The 22,454-nt window shown below is 35.2% G+C and carries 20 protein-coding genes; 10 read left to right on the plus strand and 10 right to left on the minus strand.

From position 1 onward, the window contains the following. Positions 1 to 451 precede the first annotated feature (451 nt). The 3 genes from CJP74_RS02140 to CJP74_RS02150 form a co-directional block, all read right to left on the minus strand. Positions 452 to 1,096: a CPBP family intramembrane glutamic endopeptidase gene (locus CJP74_RS02140; RefSeq protein ID WP_222986847.1), complete on the minus strand. Its 645-nt coding sequence runs from the start codon at positions 1,094 to 1,096 to the stop codon at positions 452 to 454. Positions 1,097 to 1,140: 44 nt separating this feature from the next. Next, positions 1,141 to 2,553: a glutamate--tRNA ligase gene (gene gltX, locus CJP74_RS02145; protein ID WP_119496637.1), complete on the minus strand. Its 1,413-nt coding sequence runs from the start codon at positions 2,551 to 2,553 to the stop codon at positions 1,141 to 1,143. A gap of 214 nt (positions 2,554 to 2,767) precedes the next feature. Next, a complete protein-coding gene (locus CJP74_RS02150) occupies positions 2,768 to 3,220 on the minus strand; it encodes a hypothetical protein (RefSeq protein ID WP_119496638.1) in 453 nt (150 codons plus the stop codon). Between the two features lie 164 nt (positions 3,221 to 3,384). On the opposite strand from CJP74_RS02150, the gene mrdA reads away from it, so the two are divergent. From mrdA to CJP74_RS02185, 7 genes are all read left to right on the plus strand, one after another. After that, positions 3,385 to 5,478 carry a penicillin-binding protein 2 gene (mrdA, locus tag CJP74_RS02155; protein ID WP_119496639.1) on the plus strand — a complete coding sequence of 698 codons (2,094 nt, stop codon included), beginning with the start codon at positions 3,385 to 3,387 and terminating at the stop codon, positions 5,476 to 5,478. A 2-nt stretch (positions 5,479 to 5,480) separates the two neighbouring features. After that, complete coding sequence (gene rodA, locus CJP74_RS02160; protein ID WP_222986849.1) at positions 5,481 to 6,608, plus strand: rod shape-determining protein RodA; 1,128 nt, start codon at positions 5,481 to 5,483, stop codon at positions 6,606 to 6,608. An 84-nt stretch (positions 6,609 to 6,692) separates the two neighbouring features. After that, positions 6,693 to 7,025: a MaoP family protein gene (locus CJP74_RS02165; RefSeq protein WP_119496641.1), complete on the plus strand. Its 333-nt coding sequence runs from the start codon at positions 6,693 to 6,695 to the stop codon at positions 7,023 to 7,025. Between the two features lie 39 nt (positions 7,026 to 7,064). Further along, positions 7,065 to 8,165 (plus strand): tRNA (uridine(54)-C5)-methyltransferase TrmA, encoded by a 1,101-nt coding sequence (trmA, locus tag CJP74_RS02170; protein ID WP_119496642.1) that lies wholly within the window; start codon positions 7,065 to 7,067, stop codon positions 8,163 to 8,165. A 59-nt stretch (positions 8,166 to 8,224) separates the two neighbouring features. After that, positions 8,225 to 8,701, plus strand: a complete 477-nt coding sequence (locus tag CJP74_RS02175; RefSeq protein ID WP_119496643.1) for a methylated-DNA--[protein]-cysteine S-methyltransferase — start codon at positions 8,225 to 8,227, stop codon at positions 8,699 to 8,701. A gap of 10 nt (positions 8,702 to 8,711) precedes the next feature. After that, positions 8,712 to 10,058 carry a replication-associated recombination protein A gene (locus tag CJP74_RS02180; RefSeq protein ID WP_119496644.1) on the plus strand — a complete coding sequence of 449 codons (1,347 nt, stop codon included), beginning with the start codon at positions 8,712 to 8,714 and terminating at the stop codon, positions 10,056 to 10,058. Between the two features lie 190 nt (positions 10,059 to 10,248). Then, positions 10,249 to 11,733 (plus strand): class I SAM-dependent methyltransferase, encoded by a 1,485-nt coding sequence (locus tag CJP74_RS02185; RefSeq protein ID WP_222986851.1) that lies wholly within the window; start codon positions 10,249 to 10,251, stop codon positions 11,731 to 11,733. Positions 11,734 to 11,818: 85 nt separating this feature from the next. Here CJP74_RS02185 and gnd read toward each other — a convergent pair whose 3' ends face one another. The 6 genes from gnd to CJP74_RS02215 all read right to left on the minus strand — a co-directional run bounded on the left by gnd (position 11,819) and on the right by CJP74_RS02215 (position 19,428). Beyond that, positions 11,819 to 13,288, minus strand: coding sequence for a decarboxylating NADP(+)-dependent phosphogluconate dehydrogenase (gene gnd / locus CJP74_RS02190; RefSeq protein WP_119496646.1), 1,470 nt, complete (start codon positions 13,286 to 13,288; stop codon positions 11,819 to 11,821). Between the two features lie 30 nt (positions 13,289 to 13,318). After that, positions 13,319 to 14,191, minus strand: coding sequence for a 6-phosphogluconolactonase (pgl, locus tag CJP74_RS02195; protein WP_119496647.1), 873 nt, complete (start codon positions 14,189 to 14,191; stop codon positions 13,319 to 13,321). Position 14,192: 1 nt separating this feature from the next. Then, a complete protein-coding gene (zwf, locus tag CJP74_RS02200; protein ID WP_427909963.1) occupies positions 14,193 to 15,731 on the minus strand; it encodes a glucose-6-phosphate dehydrogenase in 1,539 nt (512 codons plus the stop codon). A gap of 140 nt (positions 15,732 to 15,871) precedes the next feature. Further along, entirely contained in the window at positions 15,872 to 16,414 is a 543-nt protein-coding gene (msrA, locus tag CJP74_RS02205; RefSeq protein WP_119496649.1) for a peptide-methionine (S)-S-oxide reductase MsrA, read from the minus strand. Between the two features lie 134 nt (positions 16,415 to 16,548). Beyond that, positions 16,549 to 18,465 carry a glutamine--fructose-6-phosphate transaminase (isomerizing) gene (glmS, locus tag CJP74_RS02210; RefSeq protein ID WP_119496650.1) on the minus strand — a complete coding sequence of 639 codons (1,917 nt, stop codon included), beginning with the start codon at positions 18,463 to 18,465 and terminating at the stop codon, positions 16,549 to 16,551. Positions 18,466 to 18,495: 30 nt separating this feature from the next. Beyond that, the gene (locus tag CJP74_RS02215) at positions 18,496 to 19,428 is read right to left on the minus strand and encodes a DeoR/GlpR family DNA-binding transcription regulator (RefSeq protein ID WP_119496651.1); all 933 of its coding nucleotides are present in this window, start codon (positions 19,426 to 19,428) and stop codon (positions 18,496 to 18,498) included. A 303-nt stretch (positions 19,429 to 19,731) separates the two neighbouring features. On the opposite strand from CJP74_RS02215, the gene ubiA reads away from it, so the two are divergent. After that, on the plus strand, positions 19,732 to 20,754 hold the full coding sequence (gene ubiA, locus CJP74_RS02220) for a 4-hydroxybenzoate octaprenyltransferase (RefSeq protein WP_119496652.1): 1,023 nt from the start codon (positions 19,732 to 19,734) through the stop codon (positions 20,752 to 20,754). A gap of 3 nt (positions 20,755 to 20,757) precedes the next feature. Then, positions 20,758 to 21,108 (plus strand): DUF5389 family protein, encoded by a 351-nt coding sequence (locus CJP74_RS02225; protein WP_119496653.1) that lies wholly within the window; start codon positions 20,758 to 20,760, stop codon positions 21,106 to 21,108. A 28-nt stretch (positions 21,109 to 21,136) separates the two neighbouring features. Here CJP74_RS02225 and CJP74_RS02230 read toward each other — a convergent pair whose 3' ends face one another. Beyond that, positions 21,137 to 22,000: an arginase family protein gene (locus CJP74_RS02230; protein WP_119496654.1), complete on the minus strand. Its 864-nt coding sequence runs from the start codon at positions 21,998 to 22,000 to the stop codon at positions 21,137 to 21,139. A 108-nt stretch (positions 22,001 to 22,108) separates the two neighbouring features. On the opposite strand from CJP74_RS02230, the gene CJP74_RS02235 reads away from it, so the two are divergent. Then, positions 22,109 to 22,450 (plus strand): winged helix-turn-helix transcriptional regulator, encoded by a 342-nt coding sequence (locus tag CJP74_RS02235; RefSeq protein ID WP_119496655.1) that lies wholly within the window; start codon positions 22,109 to 22,111, stop codon positions 22,448 to 22,450. The last annotated feature ends 4 nt before the right edge of the window (positions 22,451 to 22,454 follow it).

Below are 22,454 nucleotides of genomic sequence, written 5' to 3' on the forward strand. Positions count from 1 at the left end.
GTTGAAGATAGTCCTAATTAGTATTAATAATACAATTTTAACCATTCAATTTATATTTTTATTTTATCCTTTTTATATAAAAATGTCTCTACTTTTAGCAACTTTTTTTTTATATTTTTTTTTAAACTAAATTTATCTTTTCTTTTGCAACAGGCTTAAATTTAGCTCCCGCTTTTGTTATTTTTATGTTAACTTTCGCTTAAATAAAACTCTAACTACTTAATAATTAAACCCTTTTTCTGGGTAAATTCTTAGAGCAGATTATTTATTTATCTCTAAAAGTTTGCAAATGTGAGATCTTTTCTTTTGTTGAAAAAATACCCAAAAAATCGCTAAAAAACGCTATTCCCCTACACTTTACTAGGTTATTACCCTCGAAATTAGCGAACTTTTGCCCATAAATTTGGCTAAAAATAAAAAAAGACCCCTATTTATGGAGTCTTTTTTTCGCTTAAAATTTTGTCGTAAAAAATAAAATGCTCGCAATTAAATTAACTAATATGTGCAGGCTAATATTTATAGACAAAGATTGGTATTTATAAAAGAGGTAACCTAAAACTAGTCCAGGGGCTAGATATGTTAAAAGCTGTTCGATATTGGCCACTTGATGGATAATGGCAAAAAATAATGCTGAACAAAATATACCAACCTGATGTCCTCTAAATAAATACGACATTAAGTATTTACGAAAGATAAGTTCTTCAAGAATTGGAGCACCAAAAATTACCAGAATGGCAAAGCCTGGTCCAAAGGTCTTAAACTGCGTTTCGATAATACTTTGGTTTTCGGTACTATCTACCCCTGTTATAAGCATAACTAAAAGGTTAGCAGCTATAATAACGGCAAAACCTATTAGAGTACGCGAAGCTTGGAATCTAAAACCATACTCTTTTTCTGGCATAGTATCCATGCTAGGGAGAAAGTAAAAAAGGAGATACACTACAGCCCCAATTGCTAAGGCATAACTTAGCAAGGGATATATAAGAGCCCAAGGCTCTTTATAGAGCATTAAAGGAATATATCCTAGATTTGAGCAAATAAGCAAAAGCCCTATTACAATAAATAATAAAATTTGCGTAAGTACTTTTCGCCCCATGCTCATTGCTACATAATCTAAAGTAAAGAGCTTAAACTTCATTACTAGGCTACTTGATAATTTTTAATCCACTCAATTGCTTGATCTAAACGAGCTAATACTTCGCCTTGACCAACAAAAGCAGCAATAGCATCAATTGAAGGAGATTGACCTTGACCTGTTACAGCTACACGTAAAGGCATACCTACTTTACCCATACCTAAACCTAACTCTGCAGCTGTATCTTGCATTACTTGGTGGACAAATGCAGCGGTAAACTCTTGTTCGCTAACTGTAGCTAGTTTTTCTTTTAACACAGCAAGAACATTAGCATCTTTTAAGTGTTTTGCTCCTGCAGCTTGATCGATTTGCTCAACTGGAGTATAAATATAAGCAGCTTGATCTGCAATTTCTTTTAAAGTGTGGCAACGCTCAACAAATAGCGTAACTACTTGAGCAAAAGGAGCCGTTGCTTTACTATTAACATCATAGTTCGCAAAGTCTTGTACTTTAAAAGCTAGATCTTGAGCTGAAAGCTCGCGCATATAATGCTGATTTAACCAATTTAATTTTGCATAGTCAAATGAAGAAGGGTTTTTACTTACACTGTGAATGTCAAAGTACTTAACTAATTCTTCACGTGAGAAAATTTCTTGGTCACCATGACCCCAACCTAAACGGGCAATATAATTAATAATTGCTTCTGGTAAGTAACCATCTGCTTTAAATTGCATTACATTAACTGCTCCGTGACGTTTAGAAAGTTTTTTCCCGTCTGGACCATTGATCATAGATACGTGAGCATAGGTTGGAATTTGTGCGCCAATAGCTTCGAGTACATTAATTTGACGTGGTGTATTATTAATATGGTCTTCACCACGAATTACATGGGTAATCCCCATATCGTAATCGTCCACAACCACACAGAAGTTATAAGTTGGAGTACCATCGGTACGAGCTATAATAAAGTCATCTAACTCTTCATTATTAAATGAAATAGGACCACGAATAGCATCATCAAAGGTAACCACACCTGTTTCTGGGTTTTTAAAACGAATACAGTGAGGTTTTGTTGGGTCTTGCTCTGCAGCACTTAAGTGACGACAACGACCTACATATTTAGGTTTTTCTTTATTTGCTTCTTGTCTTTCTCTATCTGCTTGTAATTGTTCTTTAGAGCAGTAACAGCGATATGCTGTACCTTCTTCTAACATTTTATCAATTACTTGAGCGTAACGATCCATACGTTTAGATTGGAAGTAAGGACCTTCATCATATCCCATACCTAACCATTCCATGGCTTCAATAATAGCTTGCGTCGCCTCTTCTGAGTTACGTTCAAAATCTGTATCTTCAACACGTAAAACAAATTCACCTTGGTTATGACGAGAATATAACCATGAATATAAAGAGGTACGAGCACCACCTATGTGTAAAAAGCCTGTTGGACTTGGAGCAAAACGAGTTTTAATTTTCATAAAAAAATGATTCAATAAAATTGCTGAAAAGAAATAATTCTGCTAGTTAATATTTAAAACCTCACCTAAATATTAAGTAGAAGATTATTCAACCTACAGTTGTAAATTATACCACTGCTAAAACGAAAAACTTAACTATTTTTAAACGAGCTAAAGCTTTGCAAATAAAAAAGTAGAGTTGATTTCACTCTAACTCTACTTTTTTTATTTTGGCTTAATCTTTGTCTACCTTGAACTCTGAGTTTTTGCCAAGGTTTTTATTTTCTACTTCTTCTTGATATTCTTTAGCTTTAATATTTAAGCTAGAATTATCAGTAATGTTTAAGTTTTCCCCTTTTAGTTTAGCCTTAGCAGCAGTTAAACTAACTTCGTTACTTACTTCAGTGGTTTGGGAATTAATTTCTAAATTATTGTCACTAGTAATAGTAGCACCATTGAGCACAACATTTTGCCCTGAAATAACTACATTACCACCAGAAATAATTGAACTACCTTGAATATTAACACTACCGCCTTTAATATTCACACCTTTACCAGCCTGGATATTAGATTTATTAATCTTAGCTGTTTGTTGTGCAGTTACATCGGCAGTTCCTGAAACGTTAATATTTTCTTCATGCAGAGTTACATTCTCTCCATGTTTAGTGTAATTTTCTTTTTCTGACATTAAAATTCCTTTAGATTATTATTTGTTCATGTTGATTATAACAACTTTATTAAAAATAATAAACTTTATTAGCCTAGTCATTTTTATTATAATATAACACTTGACTAATCGAAAATCCAAGCCATAAATAATATATTAGCCTTGAAACGTAAAAATTATAACCAATGAAAAAGCGTGACGCTTCATTCTTAAAATCAAATAACAAGTTTTCTTTTAAAAAACGTGACAAAAAAGCAAAGAATCTTCCTGCCTCTTATCTTTTAAAGCTAAGCAAAAGATCATTTTTATTTAGATCATGGCTGATTTTCTTTGTAATTACGGCTTTACTTGGTGCGGTTTATTTTCATATTTTTGTTCTTCAAGTTTATGAAAATAAAAAATATGAATTATCTTCTAATAATAACTATATTAAAATTATTCCTAAGCCACCGGCACGAGGAATTATTACTGACCGCAATGGGATAGGTCTAGCCCTCAATAAACAAGAATATGGGGTTTATATTCTTCCTGTAAGTAACCGTAAAGCACGACAAGACTTTGAAAAGCTACAACAAATTATCCCTTTAACCGAGGATGATTATAGTAAATTTTTAACTAACAAACGTAATAACTTATTCCGAGCTCCTACTTTATTAAAAAGCAATCTCAGTCAAGAAGAGATAGCTAAAATCATGGTTAATAAATACCGCCTTGATGATATAAGTATCGAGCCTATTTATACGCGCTATTATCCCTTTGGTACTGCTTTACCGCATATTCTCGGTTATGTAGGCTCGATTAATAGCCGTGACAATGAATATATTCGTTCTCTTGATGAACAAGCGCGAGCAAACTATACAGGTTCGACGCAAATTGGTAAAATAGGAATTGAAAAATCCTATGAAACCCAGCTCCTAGGCACTGTAGGCTATGATTCAGTTGAGGTTAATTCTACAGGGAATATTCTTAAAACCATAGACACCAAAGAGCCTATAAGCGGCAATAACCTGCGCTTGTCTATAGATTTACCTTTACAAATTTACGCTCAAAGCCTCTTAAAAGAGCAAAAAGGAGCAATTGTTGTTTCCGACCCTCGCACTTCAGAAATTCTGGCTCTAGTTAGTATGCCTGTTTATGATGCTAACCTTTTTGTAGGGGGAATTAGTTCAACTAATTATAATGAGCTTCTCTATGACCATGATAAGCCTTTATACAATCGTGCAACCATGGGGGTATACCCACCTGGGTCAACAATTAAACCGTTTTTTGCTTTTACAGGTCTAGAAAGTGGTTTTATTACTTCTAATACTACCATTTGGGATCCAGGCTACTGGATTTTACCAAGAACTAACCAAAGATATCGTGACTGGTTAAGAACTGGACATGGTCGCGTAGACTTACATAAAGCCATAGTTGAGTCTGTAGATACCTACTTCTATGACCTCGCCTATCGTATGGGAATAGATCGCATGGCAAGCTATATGACCCAATTTGGTTTTGGTAGTAAAACTGGTATAGATATAGGAGAAGAGTCTTCGGCAAACTACCCAACCGAGGCGTGGAAAATGCAACGCTTTAAACGTCCTTGGGTTTTAGGGGATACTCCACCTGTAGGAATTGGACAAGGATATTTTTCGGCAACGCCAATTCAATTAGTGCATGCTTTAAATATTTTCCTTAATCGAGGCAAAGTAACTTCGCCTTATTTAGTGCTTGATCAAGTAAAAAATAATGCAGATCACTCGACGAGCATTTTCCCAACTTTAACTAACTCTTCCTATATTTTTACTGACGCACGTGCCAGTTACTGGAATGACGTACTTAAGGGGATGTATGGGGTTAACCATGAACGCGGCGGTTCAGGTCTAGCAGCCTTTGCAGGAACCAATTACTCTTCGGGGGGTAAATCAGGTACTGCCCAAGTATTTAGTTTAAATGGGGGTAACTACCGTGCTCAAGATCTTAATAAGGCTCTCCATGACCATGCTCTGTATATAGCCTTTGCCCCTTATGACAATCCCGAAGTCTCTGTAGCCATGGTGGTTGAAAATGGAGGAGGCGGGGGTAGAGTAGCAGGTCCTATAGCTCGCCAAGTACTTGACTATTACATAAATACTCGCTTACCTCACCTTAATAAAGAGCTAAGCTGTAGTCAAGTACAAAACTATGCTATTGCCGATCTTGAAGCTCTAGGCGTTCAAGTAAATCTTAATGATGTGTATCAATTACAACAGCTCTCTCAACCAGGACAAGCATGTCAAGTTGAGAAGCAGGAATAAATATGTCATTACTCAAAAAGTTCTTTAGTTTTTTCTCGAACTTAGATTTTATTACCCTAGCCATAATTATAGCTTTGGCAGGATATGGTACTTTAATGGTATATTCTGCCACTAGCGGTAGTATTGGCTATATGGATCGTAAAATAGTTCAAGTTCTTTTAGGGTTAGGCGTTATTTTTATTGTTGCCAATATAAAATACTCCATAGTGCAAAGTTTTGCCTTACCCTTTCTTGCTTTTACTTGCTTACTCCTAGTTCTCACTTTAATTTTTGGTATAACTAGTAAAGGGGCAACGCGCTGGCTCAATATCGGAATAAGATTCCAACCTTCAGAGTTAGCTAAGTTGGCAGTTCCTGTCTACTTAAGTTGCTTTTTAGGGCAGCAAGAAGGTCCTATGAATTGGCGACGCTTAATTATTTCTAGTTTAGCCGTAGCTATCCCAAGTGGTCTAGTTATTCTACAACCTGACTTAGGGACAACTATTCTAGTTGCTCTATCTGGGCTAGTAGTAATTTTTCTTGCAGGTCTGTCTTGGCGTATAATTATTGTAGGGATTATCGCTTTAATAGTTATAGCTCCTATATTCTGGGAATATGGCATGCATGATTACCAAAAAGTGCGAGTGCTAACTATTTTAAATCCCGACGCCGATCCCCTTGGAGCTGGTTACCATGTTAATCAATCAAAAATAGCCATAGGCTCTGGGGGAATAACGGGCAAAGGAATTTTGCAAGGAACGCAAGTTCAACTTAACTTTTTACCAGAAGCACATACCGATTTTATTTTCTCGGTACTCTCTGAAGAATTAGGTTTAGTTGGCGTTACAGTTTTATTCAGTTTGTTTTTCTTTCTTATTCTTCGTATGTTCTGGTTAGCAACTATTGCCACTAACAAGGTTGCCCAACTCCTATGTGCCTCACAAGGATTTATTCTCAGCATTTATGTCGTTGTAAATGTTGGTATGGTATCTGGACTCCTGCCTGTAGTTGGCGTTCCTTTACCTTTTGTGAGCTATGGTGGTACCTCTTTTGTTAGCCTTTGTGTAACCTTTGGTTTAGTTATGGGCTTTTATAACCAAACGCAACGAGAAAAAAATAGCTTTAAACAATCTGTGACAAATAAGTATTAAAAATTTTTTCTGCAGTAAATGCAGAAATTTCATGCAAAATGTTGTATACTTTTAGCGCATATAATTTATTGATAGGTGAATAAAATGGAAACAGGTTTTATCCGCGAAAAAAAATACTATGACGATAAAAATTACCCACATGGTTTTAGCCGTTCAGGGGATTACACTATTCATGAGTCAGAAGTATTAGAAGATTTTGGTACACGTCTTTCTGCTCTAGCAACAGGTAAAGCACAACCACAAACTGATTTAGAAAAACACTTTGTGGATGTAGTTGCAAATCCTGAAGACTTTGCTGGCGAATTATCTTTCATTGAAAAAACTTGGTTAAAATATCAAAGATTAATCACTGAAGTTAAACGTGTATACATCCTTGCTGATGGAAATAATGTTATTTTTGATGAAGGAATCGAATAATTAATCTAGAGGTGGGATTTGCCCACCTTTTCTTTGTATATGTTGTTAGAAAATAAAATTTTAGCTTTTAAAAATTTAATTCAAGAGTTTATTCCGCAATATAATCCTGAAAAACTTGACGTTTTTTCAGGTAAACAATCGGGTTACCGTATGCGAGCTGAATTTGCTATCTACCATGATAACAATAAAGTACGCCACTACACCCATGATGCTCAAACTAAAGAACGTGTTTTTTGTAATGGAGAATTTGCTATAGCTACCCCTTTAATTAATCAATTAATGGTGGCTGTAGAAGAGTTTTGTAATAACAATTACACTTTTTCCTACAAACTTTTCCAAGTGGAATATATGACTACGACCACAGGTCATGCAATAGTAAGTCTATTGTTCCACCGTCCTTTAGAGCAAGAAGGAAGCGATTTAGAAAAAGCTAAAGAGTTACAAAACTTTTTACTTAGTAAGAACTTTACTGAGGGAGAGATTAATGTAATTCTGCGTGCTCGTAAAAGTAAAATTCTTGTCGGCAAGAATTACATTCAAGAAAAGTTTTCGGTGCTAGGTAATGATATTTATCTCTACCAAGCAGAAAACAGCTTTGCGCAACCTAATGCCGAAATTAACCAGCTTATGCTCGAATATGTTGCTAAAAACTCTCATAGCGATAAAGATATTCTTGAGCTTTATTGTGGTGTAGGTAACTTTACCATGGTACTAGCTAAAACAGGACGTAGAGTTCTAGCTACAGAAGTTAATAAGCAGGCAGTAGATTTTGTGAGTAAAAACCTTGCCCAAAACCACATAGAAAACGTTCAAGTAGGGCGTATTTCTGCCGAAGAATTTGTTCAAGCTATGCAAAAAGTACGTCCATTTAGACGTCTTGAGCATATAGATTTAGATAGCTACGACTTTGAGACTGTATTTGTTGATCCACCTCGCTCTGGGTTAGATAATGCCTCTTGTGATATGATTAGTAAATATGAGCAAATAATTTATGTTAGTTGTAATCCGCATACTTTAATGCCTAACTTACAATATTTAAGCCAAAAACATGGCTATAACATAGAGCATTTAGCTTTATTTGATCAATTTCCGCAAACACCACATGTTGAAAGTGTAGCGCTATTAAGAAAAAGCAAGTAGTTTACTTTAACAGAGGGTTAATTAGGTTTAACTCTCTTTTTTAAATCTGAGAGTTACCTATGATTGCCAAAGAAGAACTTAATTTTGCTGTATATTCTTGCCAATTAGGTTATCTTAAAATTTACTATGATGAGCATCTGGTTGTCGCTCTTACATTAGAAGAGCATTGCTCAAACCAAGGAAGAAAAACACCTCTAACCGATCAAGTTTATCAACAGATCGAAGAATACTTGGCAGGCAAACGCAAAACCTTTACTTTTGCTTATGAACTGAGAGGCACAGATTTTGCTAAGCAAGTTTGGCAAGAGTTGCAAAAAATTCCTTATGGTCAAGTACGCTCATACAAGCAAATTGCCCAGAGCCTAGGCAAACCTAATGCTTGTCGTGCCGTTGGCAATGCTAATACCCAAAATCCTCTTCCTCTTGTTTTTCCTTGTCATCGCGTTATTAACGCTAACGGAAAAATTGGAGGCTATGCTTTTGGGGTAGAGAAAAAAGCTTACTTGCTTGAGCTGGAAAAACTACATACAAAATAGTGAGAAAAGTATGGAACAAATATTACTTTTTACAGATCAAGAACTTACTGCAAACGACTCTGACTTTAATGCTCCCCTAGCCAGTCGCATTCGTCCACAAACGCTAGATGATATAGTTGGGCAAGAACATTTAATTGGAGAAGGTAAATTCTTGCGAGAAATGATTAACAAGGATCAAGTATCTTCGTTAATTTTTTGGGGACCTCCAGGGGTGGGTAAAACTACTCTAGCTCAAATTATTGCCAAACAAACTCGCTCGCATTTTGTTAACTTTTCTGCGGTAATGCATGGCATTAAAGAAATTCGTAATCTTATGAATCAAGCAGAAATAGATCGTCAGCATGGCAAACGCACTATTGTCTTTATCGATGAAATTCATCGTTTTAATAAAGCTCAACAAGATGCCTTTTTACCCTATGTGGAAAAAGGAAGTATTATCCTAATTGGGGCAACAACCGAAAACCCTTCTTTTGAAGTAAACTCGGCTCTTTTATCGCGTACTAAAGTTTTTGTCCTAAAACCTCTTGGTCAAGAAGATATAGTTGCTTTACTAGAAAAGACTTTAAAATCAAGCAACGCCTTTCCTGACCTAGTAATTAATATCGACTCTACAACCCTAAATAAAATTGCCGTTTTCTCGCATGGTGACGCTCGTAATGCTCTGAACACCCTAGAAATGCTCGTTTTAAATGGCAATAAACAAGGTAATGAAGTTACTATACCTCCTTCTTTGCTCGAAGAATTATTAGGACGTAAAATTGCTTACTATGATAAAGATGGTGAAGAACACTATAATCTCATTTCAGCTTTACATAAATCTATGCGCAATAGCGATGTAGATTCTTCAATTTATTGGTTAGGACGCATGCTCGAAGCTGGGGAAGATCCTTTATATATTGCTCGCCGTTTAGTACGCTTTGCTAGTGAAGATGTAGGGCTAGCGGATAATAGCGCTTTAAATTTAGCAGTTAACGTTATGGAAGCTTGTCGTTTAATTGGCATGCCTGAGTGTAATGTTCACCTTACTCAGTGTGTGATTTATCTAGCCGTGACCACTAAGTCCAATGCAGCCTATATGGCTTGTAAAGCAGTAAAAGAAGATATACGTAAAACCTATAATGAGCCTGTTCCTTTACATATTCGCAATGCTCCTACCAACCTTATGAAAGATCTGGGCTATGGTAAAGGATATGAGTATGCTCATGATAATCAGGACAAACTAACGAGCATGTCTACGCGTCCGGAAAGTATTCAGGATCATGTTTATTATTACCCTACAACTCAGGGGAATGAAGCTCGTATTAAGCAACGCTTAGAGTACATAAAACAATGGAAAGAAGAACATCGTAAAGATTGATTTTTCAACAATTTACGGCAAAAAAACTAGTATAATAAAGGAAACAAAAACAAAGATGTCCGATAATTTTAGGAGTTTTTTGATTTTTGTTTGTCTAAAAATATACATATACCAACGTTTTTTTGTGCACACTTTTGTACTCTTATTTTTATTTAACAATATACATATCTAATGTATTTGGAGAATCCTTGTGTTAGGAACAAATACTCTTAATCTAGACCTTAGCTTTTTTACGCCTAGTTTAAAGTTAGAACAAGATATCAGTAAAAGTGATTTCTTTAAAAGCATTAAACTACTAGAACGAGATACTGAAGTAAAGGATCTTTACGAACTATATCGCACTCTTCTCGAAGAATTTAACAAATATAGTCGTCGTTTAGAAAACTTTGTTAACAGTAAGGGATTACCGCAAGGTAATGTTTTCCCTGAGCCTACTACTGCTGAACTTAACCTTTTCGGGTTTATTGAAAATTTTAACTATGCAGTACCTAGTGAGATCGAAGTTAATTTTAATAAAGTAAAAAACGATCTTGATGCAGATTTAGCCTTAGTTTACTACCAAGGCAACCTAGCTATTGCCTATAAAAGCAAAAAAGGCGAGCTTACGACAACAAAAAATCCCGTTTATGTAGATTTTCTCCACGGCGAAACTGCAAAACGTGCTGAAAACATTAATAATGTGCGTTCAGAACTAGTTGTACGTTCTTCAATTAGTAAAAAATTACCTGCTACTCAACAATATATTCTTGATGCGACCGCAGGTTTTGGTCAAGACAGTTTCTTGCTTGTCAATGCAGGGGCTAGTGTTTTAATGTTTGAACGTAATCCTGTTATTGGCTTACTTTTAGCTGATGGTTTACGTCGCCTCCAAGAAGGCTATTCACACCCTGTACCGTTAAACTTACGCTTCCCTGTGAGTATTACCTCTTCTCTAGGCAAAAGCATTTGTAAAAATTTAAAATTTACGAGCGTGTACCTTGATCCTATGTATCCACATAAGGCTTCGAGCGCTAAAGTAAATAAAAACATGCAAGCTATTCAAGCAATAGTTGGGCAAGATCAAGATACAGATGAACTTTTCCATAGTGCTTTAAGTTTAAATACTTCGCGTGTAGTAGTAAAACGTCCTAAAGGGGCACCATTTTTAGGTAATAAAGAAACTGCCGATGCGGTTAAATCTCCGTCACATCGTTTTGATCTTTATTATGTAGCCCAAGTTGAAGCTAACAATGTGCAAACTTTAAATGGCTTTGCAAGTAAAGACCACCTTAAGGTCTTAAAAGAACTTACTATTACCGAAGAACAAAATGCCGTAACCTATGACAACCTCCTTCTTTGTCGTCGTATGGTTAACTATATAAACCTCCGTCAAGAATCATTTTTTGGCGAAAGAGGCAAATACCACTCGGTTGTTTGTGCTTTTAGTCGTTTACTTGGCACAGATACTTTAGTAGCTCGTCCAATTGAGTACGAAGTTTATAAACAATACCGTGACCGCATGGTATCTGACTTAAACTTTGATGTACCAGGAGACAGTGAATATCGTTTAAGAAGCTTTTTATACTGCCCTAGTTTAGCTGAACAAGCGAAAAAAACCTTAGATCAGTTAAGCAATATGAAAACTGATAAAAAGCGTAATCCAAAAAGTAAACGCAAAGCAAAAAGCAAGGATTAAAGCAGGTTGATTATTTCAACTAAAATCCAGACATAAAAAAAATAGGATCTATCTAAGATCCTATTTTTTTATGGTTTAAAATAAATTAAACATCGTATTTTGAAGCAGAAACGTCACCACCTGTACCTGTCCAGTTAGTGTGGAACACTTGATCTAATGGACGGTCAACACGTTGGTAAGTGTGAGCACCAAAGTAGTCACGTTGTGCTTGTAATAAGTTAGCTGGTAATTTACCTAAAGTATAGCTATCTAAGAATTGTAAACCAGCTGACATACATGGTACTGGAATACCGTGTTCAATAGATAAAGTACATACTTTTCTCCAGCTTGGTAAGCAAGAGATTAAGATATTACGGAAGTAGTCATCTAAACCTAAGAAGTTAAGGTTAGGGTTTTTGTCATATGCGTTTTTAATATCTTGTAAGAATTTAGAACGAATAATACAACCTTCTCTCCATAATAGAGCTGTGTTACCTAGGTTAATATCCCAGTTGAACTCATCTGAAGCAGTTTTCATTAACATAAAGCCTTGAGCATAAGAAATAATTTTTGATGCTAATAAAGCTTTACGTACATGCTCAATTAATTCACCAGCTTCAGCATAGCTTAATTTTTTCTCTACTGGTGGGTGAATGTTACCAAATACTTGAGCAGCTTCTAAACGTTGTTGTTTTAATGCTGAAACACAACGCATAAATACAGATTCAGTAATTAATGTTAAAGGTACACCAAAGTCTAGAGCGTTAATACCTGTCCATTTACCTGTACCTTTTTGTCCAGCTGTATCTAAGATTTTTGTTACTAATGGAGAACCATCTTCATCTTTAAATCTTAAGATATCTGCCGTAATTTCTACTAGGTAAGAATCTAATTCAGTTTTATTCCACGCTGAGAAAATATCCGCAAGTTGATCGTAAGTAACGTCAACATACTCAGATAAGAAGTGGTAAGCTTCACTAATTAATTGCATGTCACCATATTCGATACCATTGTGTACCATTTTCACAAAGTGACCAGCCCCTTCTTTACCTACCCAGTCACAACATGGTTGACCGTCTGGAGTTTTCGCAGAAATAGCTTGTAAAATAGGTTTAACTGATTCCCAAGCTGCAGGATTACCACCTGGCATAATTGATGGACCACGACGTGCACCTTCTTCACCACCTGATACCCCTGAACCTACGTAAAGAATACCTTTTTCTTCTAGGTATTTAGCTCTACGAGTAGTATCAACATAGTTTGAGTTACCACCATCAATAATAATATCGCCTTCATCTAGAAGAGGTAATAATTGTGCGATAAAATTATCTACTACTTCACCAGCACGTACCATTAAAAATACTTTACGTGGTGAAGCTAATTTAGATACCATATCTTCTAAAGATTGAGCACCAACAATGTTTGTACCTTTAGCAGGACCATTAATAAAGTCATTAACTTTATCTTGACTACGGTTATAAGCAACTACTTTAAAGCCGTGGTCATTCATATTTAAGATGAGGTTTTGCCCCATTACTGCTAAACCTACAACACCAATGTCATAATTTAAAGACATATTCTTCCTCTTTTTTTGTTTTTAAAATTATTATTTTATACTGGTTTGCATCTTTTCTAATTCAGCTACATTAATTTCTTTAGCTGCTGCTGGATCTAAATACATAGTTGTATGCGTAGTTAGACCAACATGAACTAGAACTTCACTATTACCAAATTTTTCTTTGCTAAAGTTGTAAATATCAAAAGCCTTGCCTTCTTTACGAATTAAGCTTTGTAAGATTAAAACTCCAGCTATAGCTTCAACTGTTTGACTTAAAACGCGAGCTTTATTTTCGCCTGTGGCAATAAAACAAATTTCTTTGGCTGCGTTAATTAGAGTTAAAGACTGCGAAATACGCGGTTGCATGGTTAAAGGATGAAAAGCTGGAACATATAATTCCGTATCTTCTATCTCAAATACTGCTGGGAATAGAGAAGCAGTATGACCATCATCACCTATACCTAAGATAATTAAATCAAAACTAGGAATACCTTGTGCATTAGCAGGTACTAGTTCATGAACAAGGCTAATCATGCGTTTGCACTCAGCCTCAACATAGGTAAACTCTAATTTGTCTCGAGTTAAGCCCTGAATTGGATGAATATTTTCTTCTTTTATTGGTAATTTACTTAAGTATTGACGGTTTAATTCCCCGTAATTACTCTCTGGTGAACCATGGTCAACTAAACGCTCATCATTCCACCATAGGTGTAAATTATCCCAATTAATTTGTTTATCTAAGCCAGATTTTTCTAGGTAAGCAAATAGTTTAAATACTGTAGAGCCACCAAATAAAGAAATATGTTTTGGTGATTGAGCTTGGCTTAAAGCTAATAGTTTATTCGCAACAGGAGATAATAAATCATCTCCAGCTGCTTCAACTATAGAATAATCACCTTCTTGAAAAAGAGTTTTTGTCATATTAACTTTTTAGTTTTTCTTCACGTTCAGCTACACAATCAAAGTGCCATTTAAAGCCTGATTTTTGTAAAAGATCTACCGAAGCATCAGGTCCCCAACTTCCAGATTCATAGGTATGAATTTTTGGGTTACCTTTTTTATAATCAATAATCGGTTGCACATATTTCCAACATTCAAGAACAAAGTCTGAACGAGTAAATAGAGTTGCATCACCACGGATAGCATCTAAAAGCAGACGTTGATAAGCATCAAGAATTAACATATTCTTTTCGCTACGATTTAAATCAGTGTATTTGAAATCCATAGGTACTTCAGAAATGTTAAATCCTGAACCTGGACGTTTCATACCAAAGTTCATTTGAATAGATTCATTTGGCTGAATACGAATTACTAGGTTATTTTCTGGAGCTCGATCTTTAAAGTCTTGGTGTGGAGAACGTTTAAAGTGAATGCAAATTTCAGCAATACGATCTTTCATACGTTTACCTGTACGCACAAAGAAAGGAACTCCTGACCAACGCCAGTTATCTATTTCAATCTTAGCTTGAACATAAGTCTCAGTTTTTGAGTTAGGATCTACTCCCTCTTCCTCTTTATAAGCTTTTTGGCCAGGATCATTAGGGTTAGTTCCGTACTGAGCTAAAAGCACTTGATCTTCAATCGTTTCTAATTTAATCGGCTCTAGACTACGAATAACTTTAACTTGTTCGTCACGAATTGAATCAGCATCTATGCGAGCTGGTGCTTCCATTGCCACAAAAGAGAACACGTTTAATAAGTGGTTTTGTAGCATGTCACGTAAAGCTCCTGATTGATCATAATAGGCTGCTCTACCTTCAACCCCGAGTTGCTCGGCTGCGGTAATTTCTACATAGCTAATGTAGTTACGATTCCAAATTGGCTCAAAAAGAGCATTAGCAAAACGGAATACTAAAATGTTTTGTACCGTTTCTTTACCTAAATAGTGATCAATACGGTAAAGTTGCTCTTCTCTGAAGTATTTATGTAGTTCGTTGTTTAAGTTGTTTGCTGTTTCTACATCATAACCAAAAGGTTTTTCTATAATTAATCTTCTCCAACCTTTTTCTTCGCTTGCTAAACCTACTGAGCTTAAGTGTTGAGCAATAGTAGTGTAAGCACTTGGTGGAGTAGACATATAGAAAACTACATTAGCTGGAATTTCTAATTGAGCTGCTGTATTTTCAATTACTTCTTTTAACTGGGTATAGTCATTTGCATCATCAGCATTTGCTTTAGTATAGAAAATTTTATCAACAAACTCGTTAATTAGTTTTTCACTTAATTGAGTATCATTTTTTTGCGATTCTTTTAAGAAATCATTTTTAACCTTCTCAATTGAAGCACGACATTTCTCTTGGAAATCAGCAGTTTCTATTGGTTTACGACCAATTGCCATAATTTTAAATTTCTTTGGCGTTAAATCATTGCAATATAAGCCAAATAAAGAAGGCAGTAATTTACGTTGCGTTAAATCACCAGTCGCACCAAAAATAACAATAATACTATCTTCAGTTTTCATCATCATAATTTGTTTTTCTTGTACATTCCTTTAACTAGAATAATAAATGATTCATTTGATAATCACATGGCATATTATACTCCAAATCCCTTGATTTTGCTAAAAATAAAAGCCTAAGCGGGGGCTTAGGCTTGAGATGTCTATTTAACTCTTTGTTCTGATTTTTTATTTTGGGTACTTAACACTTGTGCTAAGTCGGCAAAATTTAAATGGCAATATCCAGTTGGATTTTTCTCCAGATATTTTTGATGATATTCTTCTGCCGAGCAAAAGTTAGCTAAAGTAAGATTTTCTACAAGAACAGGACTTGAGTATTTTTTTTGTTCTTCTTGTAATACTTGGGCTACCACTTCTTTTTGCTCTTCATAGTCTTCTGGTAAAGAGTAAATACCTGTACGGTATTGGGTACCTTTATCATTTCCTTGTTGGTTTTTAATCGTCGGGTCAATCGTTTGTAAAAAAGTTTCAAGTAACTCTTTTAGAGGTAAAACCTCAGGATCATAAGTTACTTTTACAGCCTCAGCATGCTCGGTAGTACCTGTGCATACTTCTTGATAGGTCACTTGTTCACGATTACCATTTGCATAACCTACTTCTGTGCTTTCTACCCCAACCAGAAGACTTAAGAATTTTTCGGTACCCCAAAAGCAACCACCAGCTAAATAAATTTGTTTTACTGTCATTTTTACCTCACTTAGAAAAACTTAACAATTATTATTGTACATTAATTTATATATTTTTTGCAATATTTACGTACAAATAAAAATCAACTTTTTTAAGGTAAAAAAAGCGACTAGCTGAACTAGTCGCATTAAATTTATTCTACGGTTACAGATTTAGCTAAATTACGTGGTTTATCAACATCACATCCTTTAGCTTTTGCCAGATAGTAAGCTAATAATTGCAGTGGAACCACATATAAAATTGGTGCAACTATAGGCTCAATTTTTGGCATAGGAATAATTTCTAAATTTTCACGTGGCGTTAAAAGATTTGCATCATCTGAGAAAACAAAAGTTTGCCCACCACGGCTTAGAACTTCCTCGATGTTTGATTTCATTTTATCTACTAAAGAATCACTTGGAGCTAAAGCAATTACTGGCATATTATGATCAACTAGAGCTAGAGGACCATGTTTTAATTCACCACCTGCAAAAGCTTCTGAGTGCACATAAGACAACTCTTTTAGTTTTAAGTCACCTTCTTTAGCAATTGGATACATAGTATCACGACCTAAATAGATGCAGCTTTCTTTGTTAACTAATTTTTGTGCTAACTCACGTACTTGCTCGTGATTTTGTAAATAGTTTTCGATATGACGAGGTAAAGTAGCAATACCTTCAACAATACGTTTACTTAACTCAGGAGTTAAAGTACCTTTAACGCGAGCTAAAGCTGAAGTAAACATAAGTAGTAGTACAAGTTGCGCAGTAAAGGCTTTGGTTGAAGCTACACCGATTTCAATACCACAACGGGTAATATAACTTAAATCAGACTCACGTACTATAGACGAAGAAGGTACATTACAAATGGTCATAGAACCTAAGAAACCACTTGCTTTAGCTTTACGTAAAGCTGCTAAAGTATCAGCAGTTTCACCAGACTGAGACATAGTAATAATTAAAGAGTTAGGTCTTGTTACCGTTTTACGATAACGATACTCTGAAGCTATTTCTACATCACAACTAATACCAGCAAAGTCTTCGAGCCAATATTTTGCTACTAAGCCTGAATGGTAAGAAGTACCACAGGCTATAATTTGTACATGTTCTACTTTTTCTAATAGTTCTTGAGCTTTTGGACCTATAGCATTAGTTAAAACATGATCAGCAACTATACGTCCTTCAATAGAGTCAATAATTGCTTGTGGTTGTTCAAAAATCTCTTTTAACATAAAAGAGTCGAAATCACCTTTGTCAATTTGCCCTACTTGCATAGTTGAATTAACAATTTCACGTTCTACTTCTTTACCGTCAAAGTAAATTTGTACTTTATCTTTTTCGAGTAAAACTACATCCCCTTCTTCTAAGAAAGTAAAGCGACGTGTTTTATCGATTAAAGCAAGTTGGTCTGAAGCTAAGTAGTTACCATTTTCACCATAACCAACTACTAAAGGTGAACCTAATCTAGCTCCTACAATTGCTTCTGGATGATTCACATCCATAATTGCTAAACCATAAGCTCCTTCAATAACACATACAGTCATTTTTACTGCCGTGAGTAAATCTAACTCTGAAGCTTGTAATTGCTCAGCAAATGCGTTTTCTAATTTTGCTAGAGCATGGGCACCAAATTCTTTTGCTAAACGATTTGGGTTATATTTAAAAAAGTTTACTAAATGAGCTACAACTTCGGTATCTGTTTGCGATTTGAACTCATAACCTTGAGCTTTTAAGAAAGTACGTAAAACCTCGTGGTTTTCAATAATCCCATTGTGCACTACAACAATTGAACCTGAAACATGCGGGTGAGCATTTATTTCAGAAGGAGAACCATGTGTTGCCCAACGTGTGTGAGCTATCCCCGTATTTGCTACTAGATTATGGTGTTTACGTTCTACTTCATTTTCTAACTCTTGTACCTTCCCTAGGCAACGAACGCGCACTAACTCTTGCTTTGCATCTACAACAGCAATTCCCGCTGAGTCATAACCACGGTACTCTAGGCGTTTTAGCCCTTCAATGAGTAATTCTACTATATTATTCTCAGAAACTGCAGCAACTATTCCGCACATATTTTCTTTTAACCTTGTATCCTATTTAAATTATATGTCATCTACTTGAGCGGCAATTACATCAACCATTTTCATTAAACTCTTTCTTACTTTCATTGGGATTAATGAGTCGGTAATTACCAAGTCTATATTTTGCCAACTGAGTTCATCATTTGGCTGTCTGTTTGTGATTTTTGATGATTCAATTAAAACAATTGTAAAGCGAGAAATTTGTGACATGGCTCTAGTAAATGAAGGTGCCTCAAATTTAGTTGTAGTACCACGTTCATTAAAGCCATCTGCCCCCACAAAACACAGATCCAAGCTGTATTCTTTTAATACAGGAACCATGTGTTTGGTATAAAGGGAATCAGATTGAGAATCAAATAAGCCCCCCGTTAAAATTAAACTTGGTCTGCGAGGTTCAGGAAGTTTAGAAATAGCATAACCTATACTGAGACTATTGGTCATTACTAGTACACGTTCAGTTTTACCTAAAAAGTTAACTATTTCAGCGGTTGTCGAACCTGAATCTATACCAATACGATGATTGGGGTGAATTAAACTCGCTGCTTGTTTAGCAATTGCGACTTTACATCTTTTCGAAATATCACGCAATTCCTCAGCTGTACGCGGAGGAGCTACTAATTCTTCGCTTTCTTCTTCTAACTCTTGTTCGTTTAAAGTTAAAATACCGTTAATTTTTAAAATTTCTTCTAAAGTTGCTTTATTTGGTTCTAATAAATCAAAGTCATTAGCACGAGGCGATGATAAATCTTCATCAAGAGCATAATAGGCTTTACTATTTGAAATTGCTCCACCTACTTTACGCACTAATAAACCTCTTGCTTCCATATCAGCAAGATCGCGTCTTACAGTAATTTTTGAAACATTTAACATCTTACATAGTTCATCTACAGTAATAAATGAACGTTCGTTTACATTTTTGAGAATTAATTGCTGTCGTATTGATTTTTTATTCATACTGCACCCTTAAATGCTTCCTCTTGCTTAATAACTTTTAAACCAGTAACTTTAGATTTATATTTTGATTTTGTATGATCTATTATATACAATTTTTTAGCTTTTGCTCACTTTTTTGATCTTTTTATGAACCTTTTTGCAGTTTTTTATAACCAAAGTAAGACAAAATGATCATTTGCGATCATTTTACTCCATGGAGCAAGGATGATCTTGCCTTTTAACTGTAATTAACAAAGAAGAAGCCAACCCCAATGGCATTTAATGATATAATCTAAGGGCTAACTATAATTTCTAATCTTATTTATGAAAGACAATCCATATATTAGATTAATGCGTTTTGATAAGCCTGTAGGGATTTTACTCTTAATTTTTCCTACGCTCATGGCTTTACTTATGGCTACCCAAGGTATGCCCGATTTAAAAAGCGTAATCATTTTTACTTTAGGTGTAGCTATTACTAGGGCTGCAGGGTGCATTCTTAATGATATAGCTGACCGTAATATTGATGGACAAGTAGAACGAACAAAAAATAGACCTCTAGCTAACAAAGAAATTTCGGTATTTAGTGCCCTAGTTCTTTTTGTGATTCTTGCTATTGTTGGTTTAGTTCTTCTCTACTTTTTACCACCAATTACTTATGTGTGGGCTGCATTATGCCTAATCTTAATGATAATTTATCCTTTATCAAAAAGATTTTTTGCTGTACCACAACTATTTTTAGGTTTAGCCTTCTCTATGCCTATTCCAATGGTTTATGCTAATTATGGCATTAACCCTTTAGCAAATATAGATGCTCTGCTTTTATTCTTTGCTAATGTGGCATGGACAATAGCCTATGACACCCAGTATGCTATTGCTGATATGGATGATGATTTACGTGAAGGTAAAATTCACTCCTCGGCAATTACTTTTGGTCGCCATGTAAATAAAATAGTGTTCCTTTTAAACTTTGCTTACTTAGCTTTACTGGCTCTTTTAGGTTGGAAGAATCACTTTAGCTATTTATTTTACGTTGGTTTAGGGATAAATCTTCTCTGGTTTATCTACCATTACTTCAATGTAAATTCTCTCGACGGTGCAACTGGCTTTAAAGCCTTTATGCAAAATATTTCTATAGGTTGGATTACCCTGTGGGCTTTAGCTTTAGGCTTAATCGGCATGCAAGCTCACAAGTATCAAGAAACTATTAATAATTCAGTACCTGTAACTAGTGCACCAGTAAATGTAACTCCTGCAACTCAGGACAATCCACCTGCAACTCAGGACAATCCACCTGCAGATCAGGACAATCCACCTGAAAACCAGGATAATCCAAGCAATCCATAAGTTATGTCTGAACAACAAAATACTCAACCAGAATTAACTAGAGAATACCAAGAGCGCTTACCTAAAATAAACATGCTTCACGTGTTAAACCTAGTGTTCTGTTTTCCTATTTTCTTCTATCCTTTATTAATGCTTCTTTCTGCTTCGTTAAATGAAGCACCACCAGGACAAGAACTTCTGGTTCAAGTAATAGATATAGTTATTTGGGTATACCCTTTACCTTTATTTATTCTTGTATGGCTCTTTAGCCGCATTTGGAATCATAACCAAAAGCTAGGTTTTAGAGTAATAGTTTCGGCAATTATTATTGAACTAATTCTTTGCCTAGGCTTTGTTATTTTTCTTGTCCAATAAAAAAATCCCCCGATTTGGGGGACTTTTTTTATGAGAAAATTTCTAGATCTTGCATAAATTTTTGTAAATTATGCATATCCCAAGGCGTATACTCAGCAAAAGTTAAGCCTACTACTTGGCTGTGTTTTTCTACTAGTTTAAGTAAAGTTAATACTTGCTGGAGTTTTAACTCTCCAGTAGTAAAAGGAACTTCGCCTTGATAAGGTTTATTATATAAAAGAGAGTAAAAGTCTTGTGAAGTTAAAACGTCTAAATCAAAGTGGACTGCAAGATATTTAAAATTATTTTTCTCTATCCAGTCTACAATTTCATTTGCACGTTCTTCTAACTCTTGCGGTGTTAAATATGCCAGTTGATGTTTAGCTAAATAGTCTTTTTCATAAGCTGACATTTTTTCATTTACTACTAAGCCTGCATAAAACACTTGTTTTTTTTGAAATGGATTTTCTACTAGAGCAGCTAACTCAGGAGCACCTTCACCAAGAAGATTACCTAATACCATGGCATGTTCATTAGGAAATTGATTAGGAGTTGAAATATCTGGATGCGTATCTACCCAAAGGATCCCTAGTTGCTCTTTATACTTACCGTGTAGATAATCAAAAGGAGCTTGAGATACCGAGCAGTCTCCGCCAAACACTATAACCTTTTCTGGTTGGTGGATTTTTAGAATGCTTTTAGCACTACTCTGTTGCTCAGCAAGAACTTTTCCTGCATATACGCCATTTTCTATTGCTTGTTCTTGTGTAAAATCTGTGCGAACAGGAACTTCTACATCTAAATGCTTAGCATTAACTGGGGCAATAGCACGTAAAATTTGCGAGCCCAGATAATAGATTGGATTTATCCCCCCTTGCCATTCCGGGAAAGTTAATCTTAATGTTTTAGTCATAGTTTTAATCCTTAATGTAACGATTGAAAATATTAGTTATAGTATAATAAAATACAATCGTAATTAATAGTACGGTCCTTTTGGATAGTAATATACAAGTGGATAGTTATGAGTATATGCTACGTAGAAAATTATAGTAAGTTATCCGATACCCCCTTTGGTTATACTTTAAGTATGCTCAGTGGGAAATGGCGTTTAGTAATTCTCTATTTTCTCTATGAAATAGAAACTATACGCTTCAATGAGTTACAACGCAAAATCGATAATATAACCTATAGAACCTTAAGTAAAGAATTAAAAGCTATGGAAAAAGATGGCTTGGTGGTTCGTAAAGAATATAAACAAGTTCCTCCTAAAGTTGAATATAGCTTAACTGAAAAGGGGAAATCTTTATATCCTATAATGGAGCAAATGTGTGCTTGGGGTTACCAACGTAAAAAAGAGAGCTAAACAG

This window comes from Psittacicella melopsittaci (assembly GCF_003585925.1).
Lineage (GTDB): Bacteria > Pseudomonadota > Gammaproteobacteria > Enterobacterales > Psittacicellaceae > Psittacicella > Psittacicella melopsittaci.